The 24,073-nt window shown below is 59.6% G+C and carries 21 protein-coding genes and 3 tRNA genes; 14 read left to right on the top strand and 10 right to left on the bottom strand.

Translation table 11 applies throughout. From position 1 onward, the window contains the following. Positions 1-158 precede the first annotated feature (158 nt). The gene (locus tag LB547_RS04400; protein ID WP_140762190.1) at positions 159-443 is read left to right on the top strand and encodes a hypothetical protein; all 285 of its coding nucleotides are present in this window, start codon (positions 159-161) and stop codon (positions 441-443) included. Between the two features lie 1,140 nt (positions 444-1,583). Then, positions 1,584-2,063 (top strand): hypothetical protein, encoded by a 480-nt coding sequence (locus LB547_RS04390; protein WP_140762186.1) that lies wholly within the window; start codon positions 1,584-1,586, stop codon positions 2,061-2,063. A 536-nt stretch (positions 2,064-2,599) separates the two neighbouring features. Here the strand turns inward: LB547_RS04390 and LB547_RS04385 are convergent. Next, positions 2,600-3,022 (bottom strand): hypothetical protein, encoded by a 423-nt coding sequence (locus tag LB547_RS04385; RefSeq protein ID WP_224655738.1) that lies wholly within the window; start codon positions 3,020-3,022, stop codon positions 2,600-2,602. A gap of 597 nt (positions 3,023-3,619) precedes the next feature. On the opposite strand from LB547_RS04385, the gene LB547_RS04380 reads away from it, so the two are divergent. Further along, positions 3,620-7,720: a hypothetical protein gene (locus LB547_RS04380; RefSeq protein WP_140762180.1), complete on the top strand. Its 4,101-nt coding sequence runs from the start codon at positions 3,620-3,622 to the stop codon at positions 7,718-7,720. Positions 7,721-7,979: 259 nt separating this feature from the next. Here LB547_RS04380 and LB547_RS04375 read toward each other — a convergent pair whose 3' ends face one another. From LB547_RS04375 to LB547_RS04355, 5 genes are all read right to left on the bottom strand, one after another. Next, positions 7,980-9,533: a DUF927 domain-containing protein gene (locus LB547_RS04375; protein ID WP_181178005.1), complete on the bottom strand. Its 1,554-nt coding sequence runs from the start codon at positions 9,531-9,533 to the stop codon at positions 7,980-7,982. 327 nt (positions 9,534-9,860) lie between these two features. After that, the gene (locus LB547_RS04370; RefSeq protein WP_140762173.1) at positions 9,861-10,655 is read right to left on the bottom strand and encodes a hypothetical protein; all 795 of its coding nucleotides are present in this window, start codon (positions 10,653-10,655) and stop codon (positions 9,861-9,863) included. A 101-nt stretch (positions 10,656-10,756) separates the two neighbouring features. Next, positions 10,757-11,014 carry a hypothetical protein gene (locus LB547_RS04365; RefSeq protein ID WP_140762170.1) on the bottom strand — a complete coding sequence of 86 codons (258 nt, stop codon included), beginning with the start codon at positions 11,012-11,014 and terminating at the stop codon, positions 10,757-10,759. A gap of 416 nt (positions 11,015-11,430) precedes the next feature. Next, the gene (locus LB547_RS04360) at positions 11,431-12,357 is read right to left on the bottom strand and encodes a hypothetical protein (RefSeq protein ID WP_140762167.1); all 927 of its coding nucleotides are present in this window, start codon (positions 12,355-12,357) and stop codon (positions 11,431-11,433) included. A gap of 68 nt (positions 12,358-12,425) precedes the next feature. Next, a tRNA-Thr gene (locus LB547_RS04355) sits at positions 12,426-12,501 on the bottom strand. Positions 12,502-12,659: 158 nt separating this feature from the next. Between LB547_RS04355 and LB547_RS04350 the strand changes: the two genes are divergently transcribed. The 4 genes from LB547_RS04350 to LB547_RS04335 all read left to right on the top strand — a co-directional run bounded on the left by LB547_RS04350 (position 12,660) and on the right by LB547_RS04335 (position 14,343). Further along, positions 12,660-12,830 (top strand): hypothetical protein, encoded by a 171-nt coding sequence (locus LB547_RS04350; protein ID WP_140493589.1) that lies wholly within the window; start codon positions 12,660-12,662, stop codon positions 12,828-12,830. 204 nt (positions 12,831-13,034) lie between these two features. Continuing rightward, positions 13,035-13,244, top strand: coding sequence for a hypothetical protein (locus LB547_RS04345; RefSeq protein WP_140525533.1), 210 nt, complete (start codon positions 13,035-13,037; stop codon positions 13,242-13,244). 218 nt (positions 13,245-13,462) lie between these two features. After that, positions 13,463-13,768, top strand: a complete 306-nt coding sequence (locus LB547_RS04340) for a BA14K family protein (RefSeq protein ID WP_140525532.1) — start codon at positions 13,463-13,465, stop codon at positions 13,766-13,768. Positions 13,769-14,136: 368 nt separating this feature from the next. Then, a complete protein-coding gene (locus LB547_RS04335; protein ID WP_224655736.1) occupies positions 14,137-14,343 on the top strand; it encodes a hypothetical protein in 207 nt (68 codons plus the stop codon). On the opposite strand, the gene bhcR is transcribed toward LB547_RS04335, so the two are convergent. After that, positions 14,344-15,165: an HTH-type transcriptional regulator BhcR gene (bhcR, locus tag LB547_RS04330; protein ID WP_140517623.1), complete on the bottom strand. Its 822-nt coding sequence runs from the start codon at positions 15,163-15,165 to the stop codon at positions 14,344-14,346. Positions 15,166-15,379: 214 nt separating this feature from the next. On the opposite strand from bhcR, the gene gcl reads away from it, so the two are divergent. From gcl to LB547_RS04315, 3 genes are all read left to right on the top strand, one after another. Further along, entirely contained in the window at positions 15,380-17,161 is a 1,782-nt protein-coding gene (gene gcl, locus LB547_RS04325) for a glyoxylate carboligase (protein ID WP_140564609.1), read from the top strand. A 21-nt stretch (positions 17,162-17,182) separates the two neighbouring features. Continuing rightward, entirely contained in the window at positions 17,183-17,980 is a 798-nt protein-coding gene (gene hyi / locus LB547_RS04320) for a hydroxypyruvate isomerase (protein WP_140762160.1), read from the top strand. A gap of 196 nt (positions 17,981-18,176) precedes the next feature. After that, positions 18,177-19,064 carry a 2-hydroxy-3-oxopropionate reductase gene (locus tag LB547_RS04315; RefSeq protein ID WP_140762156.1) on the top strand — a complete coding sequence of 296 codons (888 nt, stop codon included), beginning with the start codon at positions 18,177-18,179 and terminating at the stop codon, positions 19,062-19,064. A gap of 54 nt (positions 19,065-19,118) precedes the next feature. Here LB547_RS04315 and LB547_RS04310 read toward each other — a convergent pair whose 3' ends face one another. Continuing rightward, positions 19,119-19,964: a TrmH family RNA methyltransferase gene (locus tag LB547_RS04310; protein ID WP_140517619.1), complete on the bottom strand. Its 846-nt coding sequence runs from the start codon at positions 19,962-19,964 to the stop codon at positions 19,119-19,121. Between the two features lie 197 nt (positions 19,965-20,161). Between LB547_RS04310 and LB547_RS04305 the strand changes: the two genes are divergently transcribed. After that, a tRNA-Tyr gene (locus LB547_RS04305) sits at positions 20,162-20,246 on the top strand. A gap of 90 nt (positions 20,247-20,336) precedes the next feature. Then, positions 20,337-20,410: transfer RNA gene (locus LB547_RS04300), tRNA-Gly, on the top strand. Positions 20,411-20,493: 83 nt separating this feature from the next. Here the strand turns inward: LB547_RS04300 and LB547_RS04295 are convergent. Beyond that, positions 20,494-20,952: a YidB family protein gene (locus LB547_RS04295; protein WP_140762152.1), complete on the bottom strand. Its 459-nt coding sequence runs from the start codon at positions 20,950-20,952 to the stop codon at positions 20,494-20,496. A 129-nt stretch (positions 20,953-21,081) separates the two neighbouring features. Between LB547_RS04295 and LB547_RS04290 the strand changes: the two genes are divergently transcribed. Beyond that, entirely contained in the window at positions 21,082-21,339 is a 258-nt protein-coding gene (locus LB547_RS04290) for a GlsB/YeaQ/YmgE family stress response membrane protein (protein ID WP_140493554.1), read from the top strand. Positions 21,340-21,577: 238 nt separating this feature from the next. On the opposite strand, the gene LB547_RS04285 is transcribed toward LB547_RS04290, so the two are convergent. Beyond that, positions 21,578-22,465, bottom strand: coding sequence for a DMT family transporter (locus LB547_RS04285; protein WP_140493546.1), 888 nt, complete (start codon positions 22,463-22,465; stop codon positions 21,578-21,580). Positions 22,466-22,758: 293 nt separating this feature from the next. Here LB547_RS04285 and tuf point away from each other — a divergent pair, with 293 nt between their 5' ends. Beyond that, positions 22,759-23,934, top strand: coding sequence for an elongation factor Tu (gene tuf, locus LB547_RS04280; RefSeq protein WP_140515452.1), 1,176 nt, complete (start codon positions 22,759-22,761; stop codon positions 23,932-23,934). Positions 23,935-24,073 lie beyond the last annotated feature (139 nt).

Raw genomic sequence — 24,073 nt, 5'->3', positions numbered from 1 at the left:
AGGCGTCATCCCAGCGGCTCTGCCACAGGGTAGCGCAAAGGTACGCACCAGTCATCACTAAAGATAATAAATGAGTAAGAGTGCGCACTTTTGCGGTGTGGAGGCCTCCCTGGTGTCACTGCGAAGCGTAGCCACTTGGTGAACAAACATAGAACAAAATGGCCGCCGAGGTCAACATTGTCACCGCTCCCGCTTATGTCCCGGTCATTGTCGCCGCTCCCGCTTATGTCCCGGTCATTGTCGCCGCTCGCTCCCGCCGCAAACACGACGGCCTGATTCGCCCCTTTAAGGTTTTCGCAAAACTCGCCACAAACTCGCCACATGCAGAAAAAGACCGCTTCGGAGAATGGCGGATTTCTGCGGGTTACAGGGGACAGCATTTTTTTGTGGCAAAAACCGCGTTTTTCGACTTCGAATCGCAGAAACACCTTCTAAGCCGTTGATCTAAAAGGTGGGGCGGGTGAGGGGAATCGAACCCTCATAGCCAGCTTGGAAGCCGGGATGTTGGGTGCCTCTCTCGGAGATGTCAAGCAGGGGTCGTAGCGTCGGACTGCCCAGCAGCAGCTAGGCGATGAAAGCCAGGTCGGAGAGCATGGCGGTGAGGTTGCATTTCTGCATCATCACGAAAGGCGGTGCAAATAACGTGCTGCTACAATGTGCGAACGTCTGCTGTGGACACCATAATCGGCATTAGGTGGAGGGACTCAGGGTGAATCACCATTTTCACACTGAGACGACTCTGCCAAGGGTGGATCTGATCCTGGGTTAGTAACCGTCAGGGGCCCAGTTGTCGCCGCTCGCGATTTTACGCAGACGTATCCTGACAGTAGATTTCGAACATGGGATCCTCAGCGGCATCTACAGGCGTTTCTTCGTTCACTTGCGTTCCATCCAACGTCTTTCCGCTGGCAGGCGTGCTTTCTCGCTTAGCGCTCGGAGCCTACGCATCTCTTAGCGGCAGTTATGAGCGCCGCCAAGACGTAGCCGCCCAAACATGAACATTCGAGAAGTTCACTGATATGCTGAAGGACCTCGAGAACGGCGCAAGACTATATGACAAGGTTGTGGGCGAAGCGCGAGCAGCAAATTCGCTGTGTGGTTGGGGCTACGGCAGGGATGTATGGCGACCTTCAGGACATTGCGGGGGTGAACTGCACGTCAATGGAGGACTCGATCTGCTCATGATTGAGAATTCGCCTCAGCGGAAAGCGAACTAGGAGCCTGACTGACCCTCATGTTGCAGATTCCACCTCAAAGACCAAGTTTGAATATCAGCAGCCACTGTAGAGGGGGTTCTCAGCGTGAAATTTCAGTTTCACACTGAGATGTTTTCCGGGAAAAAGCCGGTGCTTGCGCTGTGAAGTATTCGCCCGAGACCTACTTTGTAACCGCAGTTTTCAGCGTTATTCCGGGCTGTTCTGGCACGGCAAAAATAGGAAACAATTAAATAATTCCTCTCCGAGAGGTCGGGCTTCTTAGAGCGGCACTCGCACGTTGCCGAGCCAGGGCTCGCGGTCTATCACATAGCAATCCGCCTAGCCGCCGCTGCGGCAGTCAGGGCAGTTGGAACGTGGAGGAAACCAATGCTCCCAGAAACGCTATCGGCCCTTGCAGCTTGGGGCGCTGCATCTGTTGCCGCTGTCGTGGCCGGGATCCAGTTCTTTATAGGTCAGAAACAAGCAGCGGCCGCATTGACCGCTGCGAATGCCGCGCTGATGAACGCCAAAAACGCCGGCCGGCATGGTATTGCGCGTTTTAGACAAGAATGGATCGACAAAGTGGTCGACGCGCTGTGCGAGCATCACTCGATTCTTATGACCACTGCGAATGGCGAAGGCCGCTCTGCCGGAGACGAAAGAAGGCTGGCTGCACTAGCAACCAAAATCGAATTGCTATTAAATCCCGATGAGCCCGACACGGCTGCCCTCCTGAAGGCAATGGAAGATATTTGGCGAAGCCCGGATGAAAAGAGTCGCGCCTCTAACGATCAAAAGATGGTAGTTATCGCTAGGCGTCTCCTAAAATCCGAATGGGTTCGCCTCAAAGACGAGTTGGGTAGCTAGGAGTTGCTTCCTCCTGCATGCGCGGCCTGTGATAGTTGCTTCGAAGCTGGATCAGGGCGCCCGCATCGAGATCGGGCAAATTTTCTGACTTTTGCACGCCAATTTGATGTTTGGCCGTCGGGGTGCGGCGTCGGCTCAGTATATCTTAGACCGGCCGCAAAGCGAAAAATGCGGTAGGATCGAGCTCAAAGTCGACAGCCCAGCGATCGGCTCCTGGAAAAAAAGCGAAGCAATTGAGAAGACTGGTCAACGAAGTCAAGGAACTCTAGAACAAGATCGCGGCGAGTGTCATTACCGCCGACAACGTGTTTCATACTTGGAGCGAGAACTGTCGGATGCACGATCCTATAGAGCCAGATGCCTCAATGCGCGTAGATCAGACGGGGAAGTCGACGTTGGAACTCCGGAAAACCCCGTTTTGGACCCAATTTAGCTAGCCAAAGTTCGCGGACAAGTTCGTTGCCAGCCACAAAGGCGCCCTCTCTTGCGTATCGCCTACTAGGAGGTACGAAATGAGGCGTCCCGACAAGCCAAGCTCAAAGTGAAACGCTCGCCAGGGAAGGAGTCGAGTTGAGTTTGAAATTGTCGCGGTATTGTCCAAACCTTCGTTCGACCTGGTTAATCGGAATATAGCGGATGTTTGCTGTCTTTGTCTCCGGAGCGTTTCGTTGCGCCTCGTTGTCCACGACCGAACGGGGAACCAGGTAAATCCACCTCATGTTAGTGCCGTCATTCGCCAAGATCACAATTGCCAGCCAATCGAACACATCGGTTGCGAGGTATTGGACGTAGGCCGCGCCTGCCTTGAAGGTTCGCGCTTTGACGGATATCCTTTGGGGAGCATCGTCGACTGGTTGTGCGATCACATCGTACGACGGCCAGTTATCAGGCACCTTCAGCGCGGGAACGCCCGCCAAGGTGAGTTCCGCCGCGACGATCATTTCCGCCGCATCACCCATTTGCTTGCTAGTGAAAGATCGTTCAGGCGGAGGCCCCATCCGCCATACATACTACACCGGGAACAAAGGGGTCCAGCGGCCAACGGTGTAATCCAGGCACCACCTAACCAGCAGCTTACTGTGAGGCGAGCGCAACATGCTGATTTGGCTTGTCATCTCGATCTTGGGATGACAAGAAATGTGACAGACGCGGACTTCCCTGCCAGTCGGCTCTCCCTTTCAGTGTGAAATACCCATTTTACACTATCAGGTTCAAGTGATCGCTGCCCCTAGTGAGATGGGCCGCTCGCTGCTCTTCCGCTTTCGAGAGAAAGTTTGGCAAAAGCAGTCTTTCGCCGAAGAAGACTGACCCATGACGAGATACTGGTAGCTGCATGCGGCCTCAAAGTAGGCTATGTACAGACCCGCCGGCGTTCTACAGGGGGGAATCAGTGGGACCGGAAATAGAAAGCGCTCGCGCCTTCGTCACTGGCGAGCATTTACTAAGCGCGGCAGAGCCTTCGCGACGTTCGACGACCTCGGACGCCTGTGCCGAAACTGTTATTCGCGACCCGTTGCGGACTCAAGCTCGCTCTCTCAAACCTTCGGAGCAAACTGATGCCGCCCGAGCCCCTTCTTGATTCTGACCAGGCGGAAGAGTTCGTTCTGAAGACTGACCAGGCGCCCGAGTTCTGGCAGTTCCTGAATGGGTTACGCGGCGATGACCTCCTCGTAGAGCTGATCGTTAATGAACTCGACGCGCGGTCATCGCGAACCGAAATCCGGTTCCAAACCGACCAACTGGTCTGTCTCGGAAACGGGGATCCAATCGACGCGGCTGGATGGGAGCGGTTGAGCTACATCAAGGGCGCAGGCCACGAAGTCGCGGCCAAAGTTGGCATGTTCGGGGTGAAGAACCATGGGCTCAAGGCGTGCTTCACACTCGGCAATAGGATTACGCTGCGGTCCGATGGCCAGCAGATCCTGCAAACACTGTTCAAGGACGGAGACAACAAACCTCCTTACCCCGGTGTACGCGTCCCACCGCGCGATGATCCGGGCGCGCCAGCTCGCGGCACCCAAATCGAAGTTCCCTATCGCCGCCGTCGCTTCTCGGTGCCGCACGGCGAGGCCATCGAATTCGCGGCTGTGACCGACCCGCAGATCGAGCAGGTGTTCAATCAGGCCGTGGCTACGCTGCCCAAACGGCTCCTGGGCGTCATGCGGCCAGGGATGCTCGAGCGATACGAGGTGGTCCTCTCGCACCACAAATTGGGTTCGCATACTTTCGTGTTCAGGGCCGGCCGTCTGCGCCGGGAGTCAGGGCTCGTCACCTACTTTCGGGAGTGCAGCGAGATTCTCGCAGATAGCGAGCGGCTGCTCGAACGCGAGCAGGCTTGCCTCACGCTATCGACCGGACGGTCACCCGGCAAAGCTCGGTTTTTCCAGTCGACGGAATACCGATCGGCAGGCAAGCGGCTGTTTCCCCGCAGCGGTCTCGTGATCGAAGTGGCCTGGGACGTGGACGCGGCCGGCAAGCTCAGACTGGGTACGGGACGATTGCGTTATCCCGTTGCGTATCCGGGAGATGAAACCGCCTCAGCGAGCGGAACCGCCGTGCACTACTCAGGGGCGTTTGTCTCTGACACCGAACGGCACGAACTCGCGGCGCAATCGGGAACATGGAACGATGCGATCATTTTGGGATCCGATGCGCTCTTTGCCGACGTCCTCGCCAAGCTGCTCATCCCGCGCCACGGCGCCAAGGCACTCGAACTGCTTGGCACCCTTTCCGGCGAACGGCTGCTGTCCTTTGCCAACCGCCTGTTGGCTGCTCGCGCATTCCCAGCAATCGACGCGCAGGGGAAGCCTGTCCGCCACAAGAAAGGGTCGCTGCTCGCCGTTCCAGTTTATAAAGGGAGATTGGGCGAATGGTCAGCTGCACTGGCTAAAGCCGCCCCCGCCTCATTGCCTATCCTCGATCCGAAGACCCCTGCAGCGCTGGTCCAGCTGCTTGCAGCCGGAAGCTGTGCCGGATGGGGCAACGATCACCTAAGATACGACGGACAAGATGTGCTGGATCGCCTGGCGGCCTCTGACGCCGAACATTTCCCATGGCGCAGCGAGGCGGAACGGCTTCGATCGCTGGGCGATCCGACCTTCGCGAAAGCGCATCTCGACGCGCTGCATCCTTTTTTGAGTGGCTTCGCCGTCGCCGTTCGCCCCAGCGGCGCCACCGCGTACCTACCGGACGGCGAGGGAATAGTTCATCCTCTGACGAGGCTGAAGCGTGGCGCGTCAATTCCATCCACCCTTCAGCTCGATGTTCCTCCCACTATCCATCCTAATCTCCGCGGGCATCCGGTCTTCAAGCTCGAAGGCTGGCATCTTGAAAGCTATGTACTACGCAACCTGCTGCGCGATGGCGATCTCGCGGACAAATCGGCTGCGGTCCGCAAGCGCTTCTTCAATTGGCTTGCCGCCAATCCAGACGAGCTTGCCCGTGACGACTGGCCCGCGGTCAAGAACCTGCCGATCTGGCCCGCGGTCGACGGTACGGTGCGCGCCTTCGATGACCTGTGCTTGCCGGAAGCCAAGGTCACGAGATTGTTCGGCGACCATATCGCCAGACCGACACGCGAGGTGCGCTTGCTCTGTAAGAAGCTCAAGGGCAGCAGCGCCCGGCTGACCTTGCGCGACGAACCAAGTTCAGCCGAGGTTATGGCCTTCTATTCGGATCGGCTTGCGGCGTTTCCGACCAATCGCCCACTGGAGGCGGGTGAGCGCTCCGCTTTTCACGAGTTCGAATCTGCGCTCGCAGTTCTGGTCAGTTCGAAGCGGAGAGCAGGAGTGCTGCGCTCGGTACGCGTGAGCGCGGTCGGGCTCAGCCTCGCGGGCGAGGTGAAGCCGGTCAAAGTGCTCGTTCGAGACAGCGGTGAGACCGCCCGGCTAGTGCTTCAGCCGAAGGATGTGCTTGATCGCCCGACGCTCGACCTTGATGCCGTCATACCGCCAGCGCGCAGCCCGAATGCGCAGATGGTCCTCGACGCGTTGCGCAATGACCCCGGCAACGAGCGTGCGCTTCTGCCGCGACTGGCGGTCATCACCGAGGCCGATGATCCCGAGATCGTATCGGACGTCTCCCAGATACCGTGCTTGCCCTTTGGGAACGGCCTGGTCGCTCCAGATCGTCTTGCGTTCAAGGGCAATCTCGGCGAACTCTGGGGCGGATGGAAGCTCCAGATTAGCGGTGAAGGCCTGGCCGACAACGTCCAAGAGCTTTATCGCAGGGCCGGCGTCATCCGCGGCATTCCGACTCCGGAGACTTCGCGCGCCTATTTCGAATGGCTCAATGCGCAGCCCCAGGAGACTCAAACCGCCCAGATCGGCTGTATCATGCGGCACCTTCATCACCCGAAAGGCGTCGACACATGGCTGACTCGGCCGCCCGAATTGGGCTGCATCCCGGTCGAAGATAATGGCGGGGTCGAACTGCTCACCGTCACGATTGCACGTCGTGTCGCGGTTGTCGATGACCTGCCCGAGCTCGCCGAGGCAATCCGGGGCGACACTCTCAATCCAAAATTGCGGCTGGCGATCCACAGCGTCCCTAACGTTCGAAATCCGATCGCCGATGAATTACGGCACTGGCAGATCCCGGTGCTTTCGTCGCTCGCAACGGAGCCAGTCAACCCTGCTGGCCGTGACCAGGAACTTGCTTCTGAGAGTTATCTCAAGACCGTTTATGCAATGGCAGGCGCGAACGCCGGCAAGTTGTTCCGGAAGCAGCTGCAGGAATTCGACGTTTCTCAGAGCCTAATCGAACCGCAGTTCCAACGCCGGTTGCTAGCAATCAAGCGGGTAGTGATCGCGAGCGGTCTGACCGTCCAGTTCAAGGTGCGTGGCCGCCAATATCGAGCGGCACGCGAATGGGTAGTACTGCCGAACGAAATCTGGCTCGATCGCGACGGCGATCTCGACGACCTGCTGATGAAGGCCATCGCAGACATCGTATTCCTGACGCCCCGGCTCCGATGGCTGAGTTCGGTCCTGAAGGACGCGCTTCGCCACCGCACCCGCGATTTTCGGGCGACACAGGAATCAGACAGCGATGAGCAGGACGGCTATGACGAGAAATCCGCCGAGGAAAAAGCCGGCGAATCTTCGCGGCCGCATCCAGGATCGGAGCCCGATCCGAATCGTAACAATCCAAACCCGGGCGAGCTATATTCCGGCGGCGGCATCCGCAACACGTCACGGAGCAACGGAAGCAATCGACAACCAGTGGTCGCCGAGGATATCCAACGCGTGCAGCTGAAGACGGATCATTATGCGTCGCATTGTCAAATCGAGCTTGCCCGCCGATCGCCCGAGGAACTGGCGCCGGTCGGATCTTATGCGCAACATGCAGAAAATCGCATCCGTATGCTCGAAGGTCATCACCCCGACAAGACGTCGGCTAGTGGCGCTCGCCATGCCGGCAACCTTCTTATCCTCTCAAAGGTCAACCACGACGGGATTGGTACGCGGTTGAGCCGCGCCGACGTTACGAAAGCACTTCGCGACCGGTGGACGCCGCACCGTATAGCGCAATCCGATGGATCGACCTGGCTCGATGGCGGGATCGCGCGGGCCGTCGATCGGGTATCGGGCGAGACCATTCCCATCTTCTTCACAAACTGGCATCGAGACTATTGGTTGAAGATGGCGCCGACTTGAGGAGAGCTGTTGCGAATGCCGGTCGAAGCTACGACCCTTCCATAGGTGTACCGTTCTGCTCACCTTCTAGATCTCAATCGATCAAGACCAAATCGAACGACCAAGGCGCAAAGCCGACAAAATGTCGGGCCCCGCGAGAATAGAAGGCCGGCCAATTTGCGGCAGCGCCTTCCGACAGAGCAGCCACTTCTGTCGGAAGGCAGATGAGGAGCGTCGCACCCTTGAGAAGATTGCGAGGCCCATGTGCAGGGTAACGTTCTCAGTCGGAGCCGAGTAGTATCCAGTAGACTCGCCCTTCTGCGCAGATTGCTGAAGGCGTCTTGACCGTCAGCTTAGGCTTTTTGCCGCCTTCAGTCTTGGCCAAGCCGAGCCTGCGCAACTCCTGCAACATGGCCTTGTGGTCCACGAACTCCAACTGAAACCGTTCTGACGGGATGAGCACCGCCTTTTTTCCGTCCCGGCGGAGTAAGTACCCTGGCGATCCACTAAATTTCTTGAAGCTCACGGGACCTGACATGGTCTTGACCCGTACGATGGCGTCGCCCTGCTCCCGAGCGTATTTCTTCACGCGCTCCAGGGCGGAGGATGCGGTGCCTCCGGTTTTCACCGATCGCCCCTCCATCCGGTCAAACACATTGAGCAGGCTTTTCGTCAGGCCCCCCCATTCCTCAGGCAACAGCCCCCATCTCCGGGCGAGCGTGCCAGCCGCAAAGATCATCGCGAAGACCGTTTTGACGCGCTCGGATGTACCGTCAGTTCCACGACGCTGTCTGAGCTGCTCGAAGAATGCAGCCATCCATTTCGCAATTTGCCTTCGAAGCTTATCCTCGTCCTCCGCTGCAGCTTCGACCAGCCGGGCGGCAAAGATCCTCCCAGGATGGGCGTAGTTTCGAGCGCAATCTTTGCGAAGTTCCGCTGCAGCTTCGCTCGCATCTTCGTAGCGGTCGGGAACTGTATCCAGTACTCCGCTCGCTTTGCTGACGTTGATCGTCACCACCCGAGAGCTCACGGCCCCTAGGACCGTCTTCGACGCCTTGATCAACTGACTGAGCGCCTCATTGCTGGTGCTCAGCAGGGCCATGCGGACGTCGGAAGACATCACGGGGCCAGCCAGCCGCTCCCTGGTCCCAGTGGAAGCGAACCGAAAGCTGGCCGCTCGGATTAGATCGGCTTGTTCGCGGGCGTTGCCGCCAGCCATGTTGACCTCATCCAGCATCAAGAGCATGTCGGAATGCGAGACCTTCAATGGATCCAGACTGCCTAAGGTGCGGTTCCAGGTCTCACCACCACCTGTGTCGCTGTCCGGATCCCCAGCCCAAACCGATGCCGCCAGAACTGCGAGCGTTGACTTTCCAGTCTCGGGCTCCCCAACCAACTCAATCTGCGGATTGAAAATCCCAGCTGGAATGAAGCGAAGAAGGGCAGGCACGAACGCGTAGGCAAGCATGACCAATGGTAGCGGCTGGTTTGCAACCACCCGTCCGACTCCTGTCAACCAAGCGTCCAGGGTGCCTGCCATAGCGAATTTCGGATTGATCTCGAAGGCGACAATAATCTTCTCATCGTGGTCCTTCGGAGAAGCTATCGTCCCGTCACCGAAGACGAATGACTTACCGCACCAGCCCGGATGCTCAGCGACATTAGCCGGCCTGTAATCCGACGCATCCTCGATGAGTTTCTTGAAACTGTTCTTGGATTTGGTCATCAACAGCGTGCTACCCGGGCCACTCAGCTTGGCAAAAACTGCCTTCTCGTTGACAAGAAGCTCCTCCAGCGAGAACCAAGTCGAGCGCGAGGCGGTGCCGTAGTTCACCCAATGGGTTCTGTTCTGGTCCTCGACTAGGTCGAGAATGCAAGGCGCTTCCATCGCGCTGCTGTGTTTGGCAGTGCCAGCTCTTTCGCTTGTGGGACCCGATCCGTTCGATTCTAAAGTCATGACTTCCCTTTCATTTTTCGTATAATTCCCACCTTCCCACCTCGACGGGGTGATAAGCATAAAATTCGGAAGGGGGTTGTTGATTGACGTTTAGGCTGACGCAGTGTTGTCGTTAAAAGGCTATAAGTATGCTGTGCGATGTACCTCCTGAGTATGTGTTTGTATGATTCACGCTCGTTTTCGACCGATCGAGAAATACACAAGCTATCGCGAGAGAAGGAAATCCCCTGATCGATACGTGCACTTGTTGGCGATCATGACATCTGCCAGCTCTTGTTTGTGCAGCCAGGCAAGAGCTTGGTTGTGGTAGGGGAGGACGATTCTATTTCCGTCTCGCCTTCTTTTTTTCTTGCCGTTAACTTCAACGACGGCTTTCTGCGGCCAGAAAGCTTTGAAGAGGTAGGACAGCTGCTTTCTCCTATCGTTCACTGGTTGCGCCACGATAGGAGCTGCTCCCGTGAACGTGCGCTCGTAACCCCAGCGACCCTTAAGTGCGGGTCGGATCGCCTGAGCCTTTTGGCGTGTCGTCACGAGGTGGTAGTGGAGTTGATATCTCCGGCTGGTCGGCTCGAACTCACCGTGGAGGAATCCGACTAGGAGGCCTTTCTGGGCAAGTATGCCGGCTCTTTCGAGATGGGTTCGGAACTCGCGCTTGATTGCTGCTGCGCTGGTTTTGTCGAGGGCTGCTGGGCTGTAGAGCCAGTGGCGGTTGATGACGGTAACGACGTTGAGGTCATCGTCAGGGATGTTCTCAACCGCCTCGATCAAAGCCCCGATAATTTCGGCGCGGAGCTCCCTCATGTGCAGAGAGGAAGCCAAGGTGGATCGTGGTTCCGGGCTGATCAGACCGAGGCGCAGAAGCCTTTGAAGTTCTTTGGTTCGCGATCGAAATTTCGCGCAGGCCTGGAGCAGTTCGAGGCGTATTTGGTCCTCGTTCTTGGAGAATGACCGCGTTTCGAAAGATCGCGCGTCCTCCTCCCACTGGTTGAGGGATTGCATGTGTTCACCTTGATGTTAATTGAAGCTGGGAACCGCCCAGGACAAGCTACAGCGAGCCGGCCGTCGGATTTGACGAAAAGCTGAGCCGATAGATGGAGTGGCTATCGTTTCGACGAGTACTCTTCACTGACCGAGAATGTTTGGCCCCAAAGTTTGGTGTCCCAATTGGCAACGTCGCTTTCGAGCCAGAAGCGGTGGCCCTGCATGTACGTCGGCTCGGGAAAGGCAAGCGCTGCATCTTTTTGCCAGCGCCATAGGGTCTTTTCGCTGATCTCGAAGCGGACGCAGACCATCTCGGCCGTAAGGGTGGTTTCGAGCGGTCTGCATGAAGTCGCGGTTATTTCTTGCAGTTTGAACATGTTGTCCTCTCTTAGGGATTGATTGCGTGCACCGGGAGCTCCTGATGGTTCATCCGTCGATCAAATCGCTCACCCTCAGTACCTTTACGGTGGGGCGCTTTCCCTCCCGGCCACGTTTCTTGGTCGCGCATGAGGTTGAACGTCCCATTCGGAGAGGGCAGTCTCTTTCCAGTAGCGGCGACTTTGGATGTACATCGGGGACGGGAAAGCGAGGTCTTTGTCTCGGGCCCATCGCCATAGGGTCATCGGGCTCACGCCATACCGCGCGCAAACCGCTCTTGCGTTCAAATATCTGATCTCCGGTGATGTCATGGTGCACCTCGTTGTTGATTGCGACGAGGTGTAGACCAGCGGCAGGATCGTGAGAGGGGGGAAACGGGGGAAATAGGGTAAACGCGAGGGGGGAAATGCGCGCGTTAGCTCTTCGTCGTCATTCGTTTTTCATACATCTTGTCGAATGTTGTGATAAATTTTCTCAGATCCTTCCGATCAGGAACGCTTTTCGTTTCCAGCTTGAAGAACATCTCCAATTCGATTGTCGACGGACAGGATCCTTCAGCAACATGGTAGGCGGCCACATAAGCCGCTGCAGCTACCCAATCGTGTATCATGGGAGCTCCAACACGGGCTCCGATCTTGGAAGAATGCTGAGAGTCTTTTGCCAGGGCGTCGCCTGCACCCGGAGCGATTTTTGCTTCGGTCTGGTTGGTGTTGACCGTGACCGGAGGTTCGAGAGCAGGTTGGTGCGTTTTGACGGGTCTCGGGCGAGCCGTCGGAAATTCCTTAAAGACTTGATCAGCGTTTAAACGCACCCCAAACGCTTTGTATGACCTGGGTTCATCATCGAGTTGGTCGATTTCACCATCAAAGTCCGATCCCTTAGTCGAACCTTGCGCGTCCGCGCCCGGCTCCAGCCACAATTCGTCTGTTGTAGATGGGGTGTGCCATTTGAGCTCTCCATCAAAAAGGTAGTAGTAGCCGGGAGGTTCGTGGCCTACATCGAACTCGACGTCATTCTTGCCGAATCCGAGTTTCGCTTTTCTCCAAACGGAAGCCACAATAGCAAAATCACTTCGATCGTCGTCGCCGCCTTCCAGCCAGAAGACCCGAAAGAGCTCTGCGACGGCGTTAATTTTAGAATCGGCCAAAGCCTCAAGCAGTCGACATTCGGCCACGTCCACATCTTTGAGCGCCTTGGAGATTTGCCGAAACGCCGTTCCGAGGCTAATCCATTCTCCATCAATCAATTTGCTGCCTCCCGTGAGCCGGACTCGAATACCCTTCGCAAAGGCGGGGACGGTGGGCAATACTCGATTATGAAAAGCCCAGCCGGCTTTACCCACAGCGTTACCCGGCGCAGTAAGAATTAGGGTTTCTCAGGCAATAAAATAAGCTAAGTGATTGATTTTATTGGTGCCCCCGGACGGAATCGAACCGCCGACCTTCGGTTTACAAAACCGCTGCTCTACCAGCTGAGCTACAAGGGCATGCGGCACCGGTTAGCCATATTTGCGGCGCCAGTAAAGACAAATGTCGGTTTTGAGGCGCTCATGAACGCTGCCGGGCAACAGGCACGGCATCCTGAAAACGGCCAATTCGCTTCCTATATCTACGGCAGGTGCAATCGCTTGGGCGAGGCTGCCGCATGATCAGATTTGTCATCATCCTGCCGATCGTCGTCATAGCCTGGATGCTTCTGGTGAAGCTTATCAGGAGCGTCAAGAACGCCAACATCGACTGGACCGGTGTCACCACCATCATCGGCTTCATCGCGCTCGCCTTCTGGCTGCGCCATGTCACGGGCATGGGGTGGTGAATAGTAGTCAGTAGTCAGTAGTCAGTAGTCAGTAGTCATTAGTGGGTAGTCAGCCTGCTGCTCATAGCTCACTACTCACGATTCATCCCGTCTCCGGCCTTGCCGAAAAAAATCTCCTCCACCTTTCGAACCTTTTCCCGCGCCGCCCCGACTGATGGTCAGAGGCGAATGGGTCGCCTCGATCAAAAGATCCAGGAGATCATCATGTTCAAGCGCACTCTCGTCTCAGGCCTCGTTGCCATCTTCGTCGCCACCGGCGCGCTCGTCGGCACCGTCGGCACGTCGTCAGCCCACGGCATGCACGGCCATCATCATCACCACCACAACCATCACAAGAAGCACTTCAAGAAGTTCTGGTGGAAGCACCACAACCATCATCACCACAAGCACGGCAAGGTGATCATCTTTCTTTGATGGAGGGACCCAATTCTCCCGAAAGGGCGGCTTCGGCCGCCCTTTTTCGTTGGGCGAAATGGGACGGTCATCAATGTCTAGCCAGGCCCTTGCAGGCCGCCGTCAGCATGACCTCCTTGGTTCACGTTCAAAAAAGATTTGAACCTTTTTCTTGTGCCGAACGACAGATGATCAAGAGGCGGATGAGTCGCCTCTCCAAACGAAGCAAGGAGATCGTCATGTTCAAGCGCGCACTCGTTTCCGGCCTCATCGCCACCGCTGTCGCCGCCACCGCACTGGTCGGCACCGTCCAGCCCTCGGCGGCTCATTCGCATCACCACCACCATGGCATCGGCATCGGCATTGCCGCCGGCGTCGGCGGTTTTGTCCTGGGCAGCCTGCTTGCCCAGCCCCGCACCGTCTACGTCGACGAGGGCGGCGGCTCGTGGCACGTCCGCCGCTGCTTCGATCGCTATTCGAGCTACGATCCGGACTCCGACACCTACATCGGTTACGACGGCTATCGCCATTACTGCCGTCTCTGAGAGGAGGAGCACCGTTCAGCACCAGAAGAGGGGCTCAGGCGAGCCCCTTTTCTACGCTTGGATGGCGGCACACCTGTTGGATTAGCCGACTTTCACGGAGACGCCTGAACCCTCGGTCATCGGCTTTTGTCGATGCGATCGGCAATGTACAGGCATTTCCCGAAGGCCTAATCTGCTGGGCGATAATCTGCGGGCGATATGGGGGAGGGTGATCCTAGGACGAGCAGGACCCGAAAGAGGAACAGGTCGAAATCATTTTCCGCAACGGCACGGTCACGGCCGTTGGCATCCTGCTGGCGTTTTCCCTGGGCTTCATCACGCATTGGGCCGCCAATCCGATCCCGTGGCAGACCTATCATCTCGTCGCCGTGCTGCCGATCCTGGCCGGCATCGCCTTGCAGATGCGGGCATTGTCGCTTCTGCTCGACACAAAGTGCCTGCGGCTGAGCGCCTATGAACGCGCCAACCGCATCTTCATCACCGGCCTCGTCTTCACCGCCTGCGGTGTCGGCATGGCGATCCTGCTCGATTTCTTCGATCTTGCGAGCAGAAGCGCGCTGCCCGGAGCAGGTTGATCATCCGGTTTGCACGCCGCCGATCATCTTTGTGACCTCGGCCGCGGCGCTGTGCACCAGCGGGCCGATCTCGGCCAGCCGTTCAGGCGTCACCCGAACCGTCGGGCCCGACACCGAGACTCCGCCGATCGGCTCGCCGAATTCGTTGAAGATGGCTGATGCCACGCAGCGCATGCCTGGATGCCGTTCCTCGTCATCGACCGACCAGCCGCGCAGCTTGATCGTCGCGAGATCATGCGCGAGGGCAGGGATGTCGGACAGCGTCCTGTCGGTAAAGCGCTGCAGGCCGGCCTTGCGCAGGATGGCTCCGACGCGCTCCGGCTCGAGATGGGCCAGCACCGCCTTGCCGATGCCGGAGGCATGAAAAGGGCTGCGCGTCCCCGGTCGGAAGAAGGCGCGAATTGCCTGGTGCGTCTCGACCTGGCTGACGAACACCACGCAATCGTCCTCGGCGACGCCGAGATTGGCGGTCTCGCCGGTTTTCTCCATCAGCTCCTGCATGACGATGCGCGCGCGGTCGACCAGCTTGCGGCGGCGCAGGAACGCCGCGCCCATCCGATAGGTCTCGACGCCGATCGACCAAAGCTGGTCCGAACTGTCGAACTCGACCATGCCGTGGTTTTCGAGCGTCGTCAGCATGCGGTAGGCGGTAGAGGCGGCCAGACCGCTTTGCGCGGATATCTCGCTCAGCGATAGGCCGCTTCCTTCGGCAACGATGGCCAGGATGCGCAAGGCCCGGTCCAACGACTGCACCGAAGCCGCTTCCGAGGGGCCGTTGAAGGCGCGCGGCCGGCCGCGCTGGCGTTTTTCAGCGGTTTCCATTTACGCCATCATGCACGATTTTCCCGAACGGACAATGAAAAAGTTTTTCACGCGTTCTGCATTGCCACTTTTTGGAAAACAAAAAGAGAAAGGAAATCAATTGGCAACGGCAGCTTCCTAGAAATGAAAAAATATTCTGAAAAAATTGAAAAATAGCCGGCTTGCTGACATTCTCGGTCATCCAACAATCACAACCCTGTGGAGGGTCGGAACAATGGCCAGGATGCGCGCTGTCGATGCTGCGGTTCTCGTTCTCGAAAAGGAAGGCATCGCCTGCGCCTTCGGTGTGCCGGGCGCGGCGATCAATCCGCTCTACTCGGCCCTGAAGGCGAGGGGCACGATCCGCCATGTGCTGGCCCGTCATGTCGAGGGCGCGTCGCACATGGCCGAAGGTTTTACCAGGGCCAAGGCAGGCAATATCGGGCTCTGCATCGGCACGTCTGGCCCAGCCGGCACCGACATGATCACCGGGCTCTACTCGGCCGCAGCCGATTCCATCCCGATCCTCTGCATCACCGGCCAGGCGCCGCGGGCGCGGCTGAACAAGGAGGATTTCCAGGCCGTCGACATCGCCGCTATCGCGTCGCCCGTCGCCAAATGGGCGGTCACCGTCATGGAGCCTTATCTCGTGCCGATGGCGCTGCAGAAGGCATTCCACCTGATGAGGTCTTCGCGCCCGGGACCGGTGCTGATCGACCTGCCGGTCGACGTCCAATTGGCCGAGATCGAGTTCGACATCGACGCCTACGAGCCGCTGGCGCCGTTCAAGCCGGCGATGACGCGCGCCCAGGCCGAAAAGGCTCTGGCGATGCTCAACGCCGCCGAAAAGCCGCTGATCGTCGCCGGCGGCGGCATCATCAATGCCGATGCGTCGGACCTGCTGATAGAATTCGCCGAGATTACCGGCGTGCCCGTCATCCCGACGCTGATGGGCTGGGGCGCGATCCCCGACGACCATCGGCTGATGGCCGGCATGTGCGGCCTGCAGACCTCGCACCGCTATGGCAACGCGACGATGCTGGAAGCCGACTTCGTCTTCGGCATCGGCAACCGCTGGGCCAACCGCCACACCGGTTCGGTCGATGTCTACACCAAGGGAAAAAAGTTCATCCATGTCGACATCGAGCCGACGCAGATCGGCCGTGTGTTCGCCCCGGATCTCGGCGTCGTCTCGGATGCGGGGGCTGCGCTGAAGATGCTGCTCGACGTCGCCACCGAGTGGAAAACGGCCGGAATACTGCGCGACTGGTCGGGCTGGGCGAAGGAATGCCAGGACCGCAAGAAGACCATGAAGCGCAAGACGCATTTCGACCAGGTGCCGCTCAAGCCGCAGCGCGTCTATGAGGAGATGAACAAGGCGTTCGGGCGCGACGTCACCTACGTCACCACGATCGGCCTGTCGCAGATCGCCGGCGCGCAGTTCCTGCATGTCTACAAGCCCCGCAACTGGATCAATTGCGGCCAGGCCGGCCCGCTCGGCTGGACACTGCCGGCAGCCCTTGGCGTGCGCGCCGCCGATCCCGACCGCACCATCGTGGCGCTGTCGGGCGACTATGACTTCCAGTTCATGATCGAGGAACTGGCGGTCGGCGCGCAGCACAAACTGCCCTACATCCACGTCGTCGTGAACAATGCCTATCTCGGCCTGATCCGCCAGGCGCAGCGCGGCTTCTCGATGGATTACGAGGTCAGCCTTGCTTTCGAGAACATCAACCGATCGGACGATCCCGAGGCCGGCTACGGCGTCGACCACGTCGCTGTTGCCGAGGCGATGGGCTGCAAGGCGGTCAGGGTGCGCAAACCGGAAGAATTCGCCGGTGCCTTCATGGAGGCGCAGCGGCTGATGAAGGAGCATCAGGTTCCCGTAGTGCTCGAATTCATCCTCGAACGCGTCACCAATATTTCGATGGGCACCGAGATCGACAAGATCACCGAATTCGAAGACCTTGCCGAACATCAAGAAGATGCCCCGACAGCGATCGTCATGCTCGACTAGGACGGAAGAAGGACAAAAAGAATGCCGCGTTTTTCAGCCAATCTTTCGATGCTCTTTGGCGAGCACGATTTCCTCGATCGCTTCGATGCCGCTGCCCGCGCCGGCTTCAAGGGCGTCGAATATATAGGCCCCTACGACCATGCCCCCGAGGTGGTGGCCGCGCGGCTGAAGAAGAACGGCCTGACACAGGTGCTGTTCAACCTGCCGGCGGGCGATTGGGGCAAGGGCGAGCGCGGTATCGCCGTTTTGCCGGACCGAGTGCCGGAATTCCGCCAGGGCATCGCCAAGGCGATCACCTACGCGCAGGCGCTCGGCTGCTCACAGGTCAATTGCCTGGCCGGCATCGCGCCCGCCGGTGTCGACCGCAAGGTGCTCGAGGATGTCTTTGCCGAGAACCTCGCCTTCGCGGCGGAGAAACTGGAGCAGGCCGGTATCAAATTGCTGATCGAGCCGATCAACACGCGCGACATTCCAGGCTTTTTCCTCAATTATTCCGACCAGGCGCTGGCGCTGATCGACCGCGTCGGCTCGAAGAACCTGTTCCTGCAATACGACATCTACCACATGCAGATCATGGAGGGGGATCTCGCCCGTACCATCGAGGCAAACCTCGGCCGCATCGCGCATATCCAGCTTGCGGACAATCCCGGCCGTCACGAGCCGGGGACGGGCGAGATCAACTATCCCTTCCTCTACGAGCACATCGACCGCATTGGTTATTCCGGCTGGGTCGGGGCGGAATACAAGCCGAAGGCGGGGACCGAGCAAGGGCTGGGTTGGTTAAGGGATCTGGCCGGGCAGGGAAGTGCCGCGGCTTAGCCGTCGAAATCGAACTCGCGTTCCTTCACGCCCTCCTCTGGGCGGAGGTCGGATGTCACCGGCGGCTTCGCTAAATTTTGAACCGGGAAAGTTGGGGCCAGCGCCGAAACTGCCAATCTCCCCACCTGTGGGGGAGATGGCCGGCAGGCCAGAGGGGGCGTGAAGGAACGCAACCTCAACAAGACGGAGAACCACAATGGAAACCATCGGCTTCATCGGCCTTGGCATCATGGGCGCGCCGATGGCGGGACATTTGCTGGACGCCGGCTACACGGTGATCGCCAGCGACCACCGCTCCAGGCCACAGGCCGAACTGGTGGCCAAGGGACTGAGAACTGTCACCGGCCATGCCGCCGTGGCGAAGGCCGCCGATATCATCATCACCATGGTGCCTGACACACCGCAGGTGGCCGAGGTGCTGTTCGGCGACAACGGCGTCGCATCAGGTCTTTCCAAAGGCAAATTGGCCATCGACATGAGCTCGATCTCACCGATCGAGACCAAGGTCTTCGGCAAAAAAATCAACGAACTGGGCTGCGACTATCTCGATGCGCCGGTCTCGGGCGGCGAGGTGGGAGCCAAGGCCGCATCGCTCACCATCATGGTCGGCGGCGAGGAGAGGGCGTTCGAGCGCGCCAGGCCCGTTTTCGAGAAGATGGGCAAGAACATCACCCTGGTCGGACCGAACGGCGTCGGCCAGACCACCAAGGTCGCCAACCAGATCGTCGTCGCGCTGACCATTGAAGCCGTCGCCGAAGCGCTTGTTTTTGCTTCAAAAGCCGGCGCCGACCCCGCCAAGGTCAGGCAGGCGCTGATGGGCGGGTTGGCCGCCTCGCGCATCCTCGAAGTCCATGGTGAGCGCATGGTCAGGCGCACCTTCGCGCCGGGTTTCCGCATCGAACTGCACCAGAAGGATCTCAACCTCGCCCTGGAAGGCGCAAGGGCGCTCGGCGTCTCCCTGCCCAACACGTCGACCACCCAGCAACTGTTCAATTCCTGCACCGCCAATGGCGGCGCCAGGGAGGATCACTCGGCCCTGGTCAGGGCGCTGGAGCGGATGGCCGGGCATGAGGTAGGGCAGTAGGGCAGTAGGAGCCGCCCGTTCCGGCCGATTTGGAAACCCTACTGCCGTACTGCCCTACTGCCTCAGGAATTTCCGTGCCGCATAAAGGCTTACCGCCGCCGCGTTCGACACGTTGAGCGAGCGGATGGCGCCGGGCATGTCGAGGCGGGCCAGTGTCGTCACCGTCTCGCGCGTCTTCTGGCGCAAGCCCTTGCCTTCCGCGCCCAGCACCAGGGCAAGCTTGTCGCCGGCAAAGCTCGTTTCGAGTTCGGCCGGGCCGTCCGAATCGAGACCGATTGTCTGGAAGCCGGCCTCATGCAGTTGCGCGAGCGCGTCGGCCAGGTTCTTGACCTCGATCTGGTCGATATGTTCGAGCGCGCCCGAGGCGGATTTCGCCAGCACGCCCGATTCCTGCGGGCTGTGGCGCGCCGTGGTGATCAGCGCGCCGGCATCGAAGGCGACCGCCGAGCGCAGGATGGCGCCGACATTGTGCGGATCGGTGATCTGGTCGAGCACCAGCACCAGCTTTGTATTGCCGAGAGCGTCGAGGCGCTTGGGCTTCAGCGGCTCGGCCTCGATCAACGCGCCTTGGTGCACGGCATCCGAACCCGTGATCTTGTCGATGTCCCTGGGTTCGACCAGCTCCGCCTTGAAGGGCAGAGCCGCGAGGTCGGCCAGTCCCAGCCGCTCGGCGGCATTGCGCGTCACCAGCATTTTCCGGATCTTGCGGCGCGGATTGTCGAGTGCCGCGCGCACCGTATGCAGGCCATAGAGTCGCACCAGCCCGTGGGCTGCGTTCTCGCCCGGCGGCATGGGCTGGCGCGGCCGGAACGCCGGCGCGCCGCCGCTCTTTTCGTCGCGGTGTGCACGACGCAGCTTGGCGTAGTGGGTGTCTTTCGGGGTGCCGGTCTTGTTGCTCATGGCCGGCTTCTATAGCGGTCTCCGGCGGCCAGGGATACGGCCCGTCGCCGCAGCCGGCGAACAACATCGAAAAACCCTTCCCACGCGGTTGACACCCACTGGCCTTGCCGCCATAAGGCGCTTCGCTGATTTCGGAGAAGTGATACTCGGGTCCGGATCGGCAAGAATGCCTCGTTGCATGGCTCCGGCGGCAGACTGGAGAGGTGCCCGAGTGGTTAAAGGGGACGGACTGTAAATCCGTTGGCTTAGCCTACGTTGGTTCGAATCCAACCCTCTCCACCACTGCCGGCCCGGAAGCCCTGAAACGTGAAAGCATCGGAGGCGAAAAGCGCATGGCGCTTTTCCGCGGAATCCGATACTTCAGTGCACGGCGCGGGTATAGCTCAGTGGTAGAGCAGCAGCCTTCCAAGCTGAATATGCGGGTTCGATTCCCGCTACCCGCTCCAGAGTTCCAACCCCAGCCATCGGCCAGCTGAAACACTGCGCGGCCAAGTCGCGCAGCGCTCCAGAGGATGGCTGTCCACTGGCTTCAGCTGTTGAAGGCCGACGCGACCTGGTGTTGCTGCGGCACCTGGCCGTTCGGCGTCAGCTTGTCGACGATGCCAGGCAGGGCTGCGGACAATTGCTTGAGCAGTTCCTGCTCGTCGAGTCCCGTCCGTTGCGCGATCTCGCGGATGACCTGCGGTCCGATCGCGTTGCCCAGGTCGTTGGCGTTGATCGGCTGGTTCTGGCCGGTGCCGACCCAGGAATCAGCGACGTTGCCGTGGCCGGAGTTCTTCAATTTGTCGAGCAGGCCGCCCAGTCCGCCAAGCAGGCCGCCATCGCCGGCCGTGGTTTCACTGGGCTCGGCCGGTACGGGAGCTTGGGGTTGCTCCGGCTGTTCGGCACTCCTGCCGCTCAGCATCTTTCCGACCAGCAGCGCGCCGAGCGCGATCATCAGGGGTTTGGTGATGTTGCCGCCCGGAACGGCATTGTCAAACAGTCCCATCGTGGATCTCCTTGTCAACCAAGCCCGTCCCATCGTCACAATGACGCAATCGGGCGGAATTTCAAGCTGGCTTGAGCTTTTGACAATCATATGAAAATGATGGACGCGGCAGGGGATTGGAGAGGAAAAATGTCAATCATCAGCTGGATTATTCTGGGAGTCATCGCCGGCTTTCTTGGCAGCAAGATCGTCAACAAGAGCGGCCAGGGCATGATCATGGATATCGTGCTCGGCATTGTCGGCGCCATTGTCGGCGGCCTGATCTTCAGCGCTTTCGGCGCGTCGGGCGTGACCGGTCTCAACATCTACAGCCTGATCGTCGCGGTGGTGGGCGCCGTGGTCGTGTTGTGGGCTTACCACCAGTTCGCCGGCAAGCGGACTATTTAGCACCAGTCCCATTCCGAAGGTTCGGGATGGGATTTTATCCGTTCGCTTGTCCATGACCTTTCCCGAAACCGGATCCCGCCTTTCGGGTCATGCGCCGTCGTCTGTCCATCATCGGCGGTGTTTGCCACCGCGGAGCGCCGTCTGGCGCGTCCTATCCGACCCTCTTGAGGATCTCGCGGGCAGCGTGTTGAGCTTTGCGGCGAGACCCCGGCGATGATCGGCCGCAACTGGAGCCGACTTAGGCCACGACAGTCAGCCGGCGCCTGCGCTGGTCGAGCGAGACGATGGCCAGTCCGCTGCCCACAACCAGAAGGATGCCGCAGATCGCCAGTGCGTTGGGGAATTGTCCGAACACCAGCAGGCCCGAAATCATCGCCCAGACGGTGAAGCAGTAGTAGAACGGCGCCACCGCGCTGGTCGGCCCGACGCGATAGGCCATGAAGATGAAGAAATGGCCGAAGATCAAGAAGAACCCGGCTCCGGCCATGAGCAGCAAATGATGTGCTCCGGGCATGATCCAGCGCTCTGAAACCAGGTGTGCCGCACCGGCGCCGATAAGCACCACGACGACGGCGGAAATCGCCACGATCATTCCCGGCACCTCGGCCGGAACCCGCCTGCCGGTGAGATCGCGCGCGGCCGACAATGCCGCGTTGCCGAGCGCCAGCAAGGCGTAGACCGAGATGCCCTGCATGGTCGGTTGCGCCACCATCAGCGCGCCGATGAAGCCGAGACCGATCAGCGCCATGCGCTGGCCGCCGATGCGCTCGCCGAACAGGATAGAGGAGCCGACCAGCATCAACAGCGGCGTGACCTGTCCGAGCGCGGTGGAATCGGCAATCTGCATGTTGGCGAGCGCCACGACGTAACAAAGGATGGCGGCCAGTTCGAGCAGGTTGCGGTGCAGCACGCGCTTGTCGAAGATCAGCGGGATCTGTTTGCCATAACCAAGCGCAAACAGCAGCGGAAAGCCCCAGAGCGCTGCCGCCGCGCCGCGCAGGAACAGCACTTCATAGGACGGCAGGCCCGCCGTAGCGAGCTTCATCATCGTATCGTTGACGAGATACGACCCGGTCGAGACGATCATGAACAGGGGGCCGCGAACGGCTGTCGGGATGAAATGCATCGGTGCAGGAAATCAGAGCGGGAACACCGCCGCAATGGGCCATGAAGCGCCGACAAATCCGACAGCGACCGACGAGCGGGGCGCGGGAGGCCGGCGCGATTGCGCAGGGGTTTAGGCCATTCCATTTCACGCGACACGTTCCTATATCAGCGCCATATCCCCGCAATCGGATCACGGGTTCGGGCCGAGTGAGAAGGCGCCCGGGCAAAAGACGCTTGTGTTTTTTGGCCTTTGTCGCTAATCGCCCCGCATTCGACTGAACTGAAGGTCCAGGCCGTCCAAGGAAAGAGACTATGGCAAAAGGTAAATTCGAGCGCACCAAGCCGCATGTGAACATCGGCACGATTGGCCACGTTGATCATGGCAAGACGTCTTTGACGGCAGCGATCACCAAGTATTTTGGCGAATACAAGCGCTATGACCAGATTGACGCGGCGCCGGAAGAGAAGGCGCGCGGCATCACGATTTCGACGGCTCACGTCGAGTACGAGACGGAGAACCGCCACTACGCCCACGTCGACTGCCCCGGCCACGCCGACTATGTGAAGAACATGATCACCGGTGCCGCGCAGATGGACGGCGCGATCCTGGTTGTGTCGGCCGCCGACGGCCCGATGCCGCAGACCCGCGAGCACATCCTTTTGGCTCGCCAGGTCGGCGTGCCGTCGATCGTGGTGTTCTTGAACAAGGTCGACCAGGTCGACGACGCCGAGCTGCTTGAGCTGGTCGAGCTCGAGGTTCGCGAATTGCTGACCAAGAACGAGTTCCCCGGCGACGACATTCCGATCGTCAAGGGTTCGGCGCTGGCGGCTCTGGAAGATTCGGACAAGAAGATCGGCGAGGACGCGATCCGCGAGCTGATGGCTCAGGTCGACGCCTACATCCCGACGCCGGTTCGTCCGCTCGACAAGCCGTTCCTGATGCCGATCGAGGACGTGTTCTCGATCTCGGGCCGCGGCACGGTCGTGACCGGTCGCGTCGAGCGCGGCGTGGTCAAGGTCGGCGAGGAGCTGGAGATCATCGGCATTCGTCCGACCACCAAGACGACCTGCACGGGCGTCGAGATGTTCCGCAAGCTGCTCGACCAGGGCCAGGCGGGCGACAACATCGGCGCGCTGCTGCGCGGCGTCGACCGTGAAGGTGTCGAGCGCGGCCAGGTTCTGGCCAAGCCCGGTTCGGTGAAGCCGCACAAGAAGTTCGTGGCCGAAGCCTACATCCTGACCAAGGACGAGGGTGGCCGTCACACGCCGTTCTTCACCAACTACCGTCCGCAGTTCTACTTCCGCACCACCGACGTGACCGGCATCGTGTCGCTGCCGGCCGGCACCGAGATGGTGATGCCTGGCGACAACATCACGGTCGACGTCGAGCTGATCGTGCCGATCGCCATGGAAGAGAAGCTGCGCTTCGCCATCCGTGAAGGCGGCCGCACCGTCGGTGCCGGCATCGTCGTCACCATCAAAGAGTAATCGACACCGGCATCAGCCGGATCGAGAAGGAAGGGCGGTCCTCGGGCCGCCCTTTTTGTCGGCGACCGAAGATCAGCGCTGGCATGGCGGGGCCGACACGCGGTCGAACGGTAGCCGTGTCATCGAACTGGCCATCGAG

The sequence above is a fragment of the Mesorhizobium sp. B264B1B genome, assembly GCF_020165765.1.
In the GTDB taxonomy this organism is placed as follows: domain Bacteria; phylum Pseudomonadota; class Alphaproteobacteria; order Rhizobiales; family Rhizobiaceae; genus Mesorhizobium.
The sequence above is the reverse complement of the archived record's forward strand: the minus strand, read 5'-3'. Positions and strand labels throughout refer to the sequence as shown.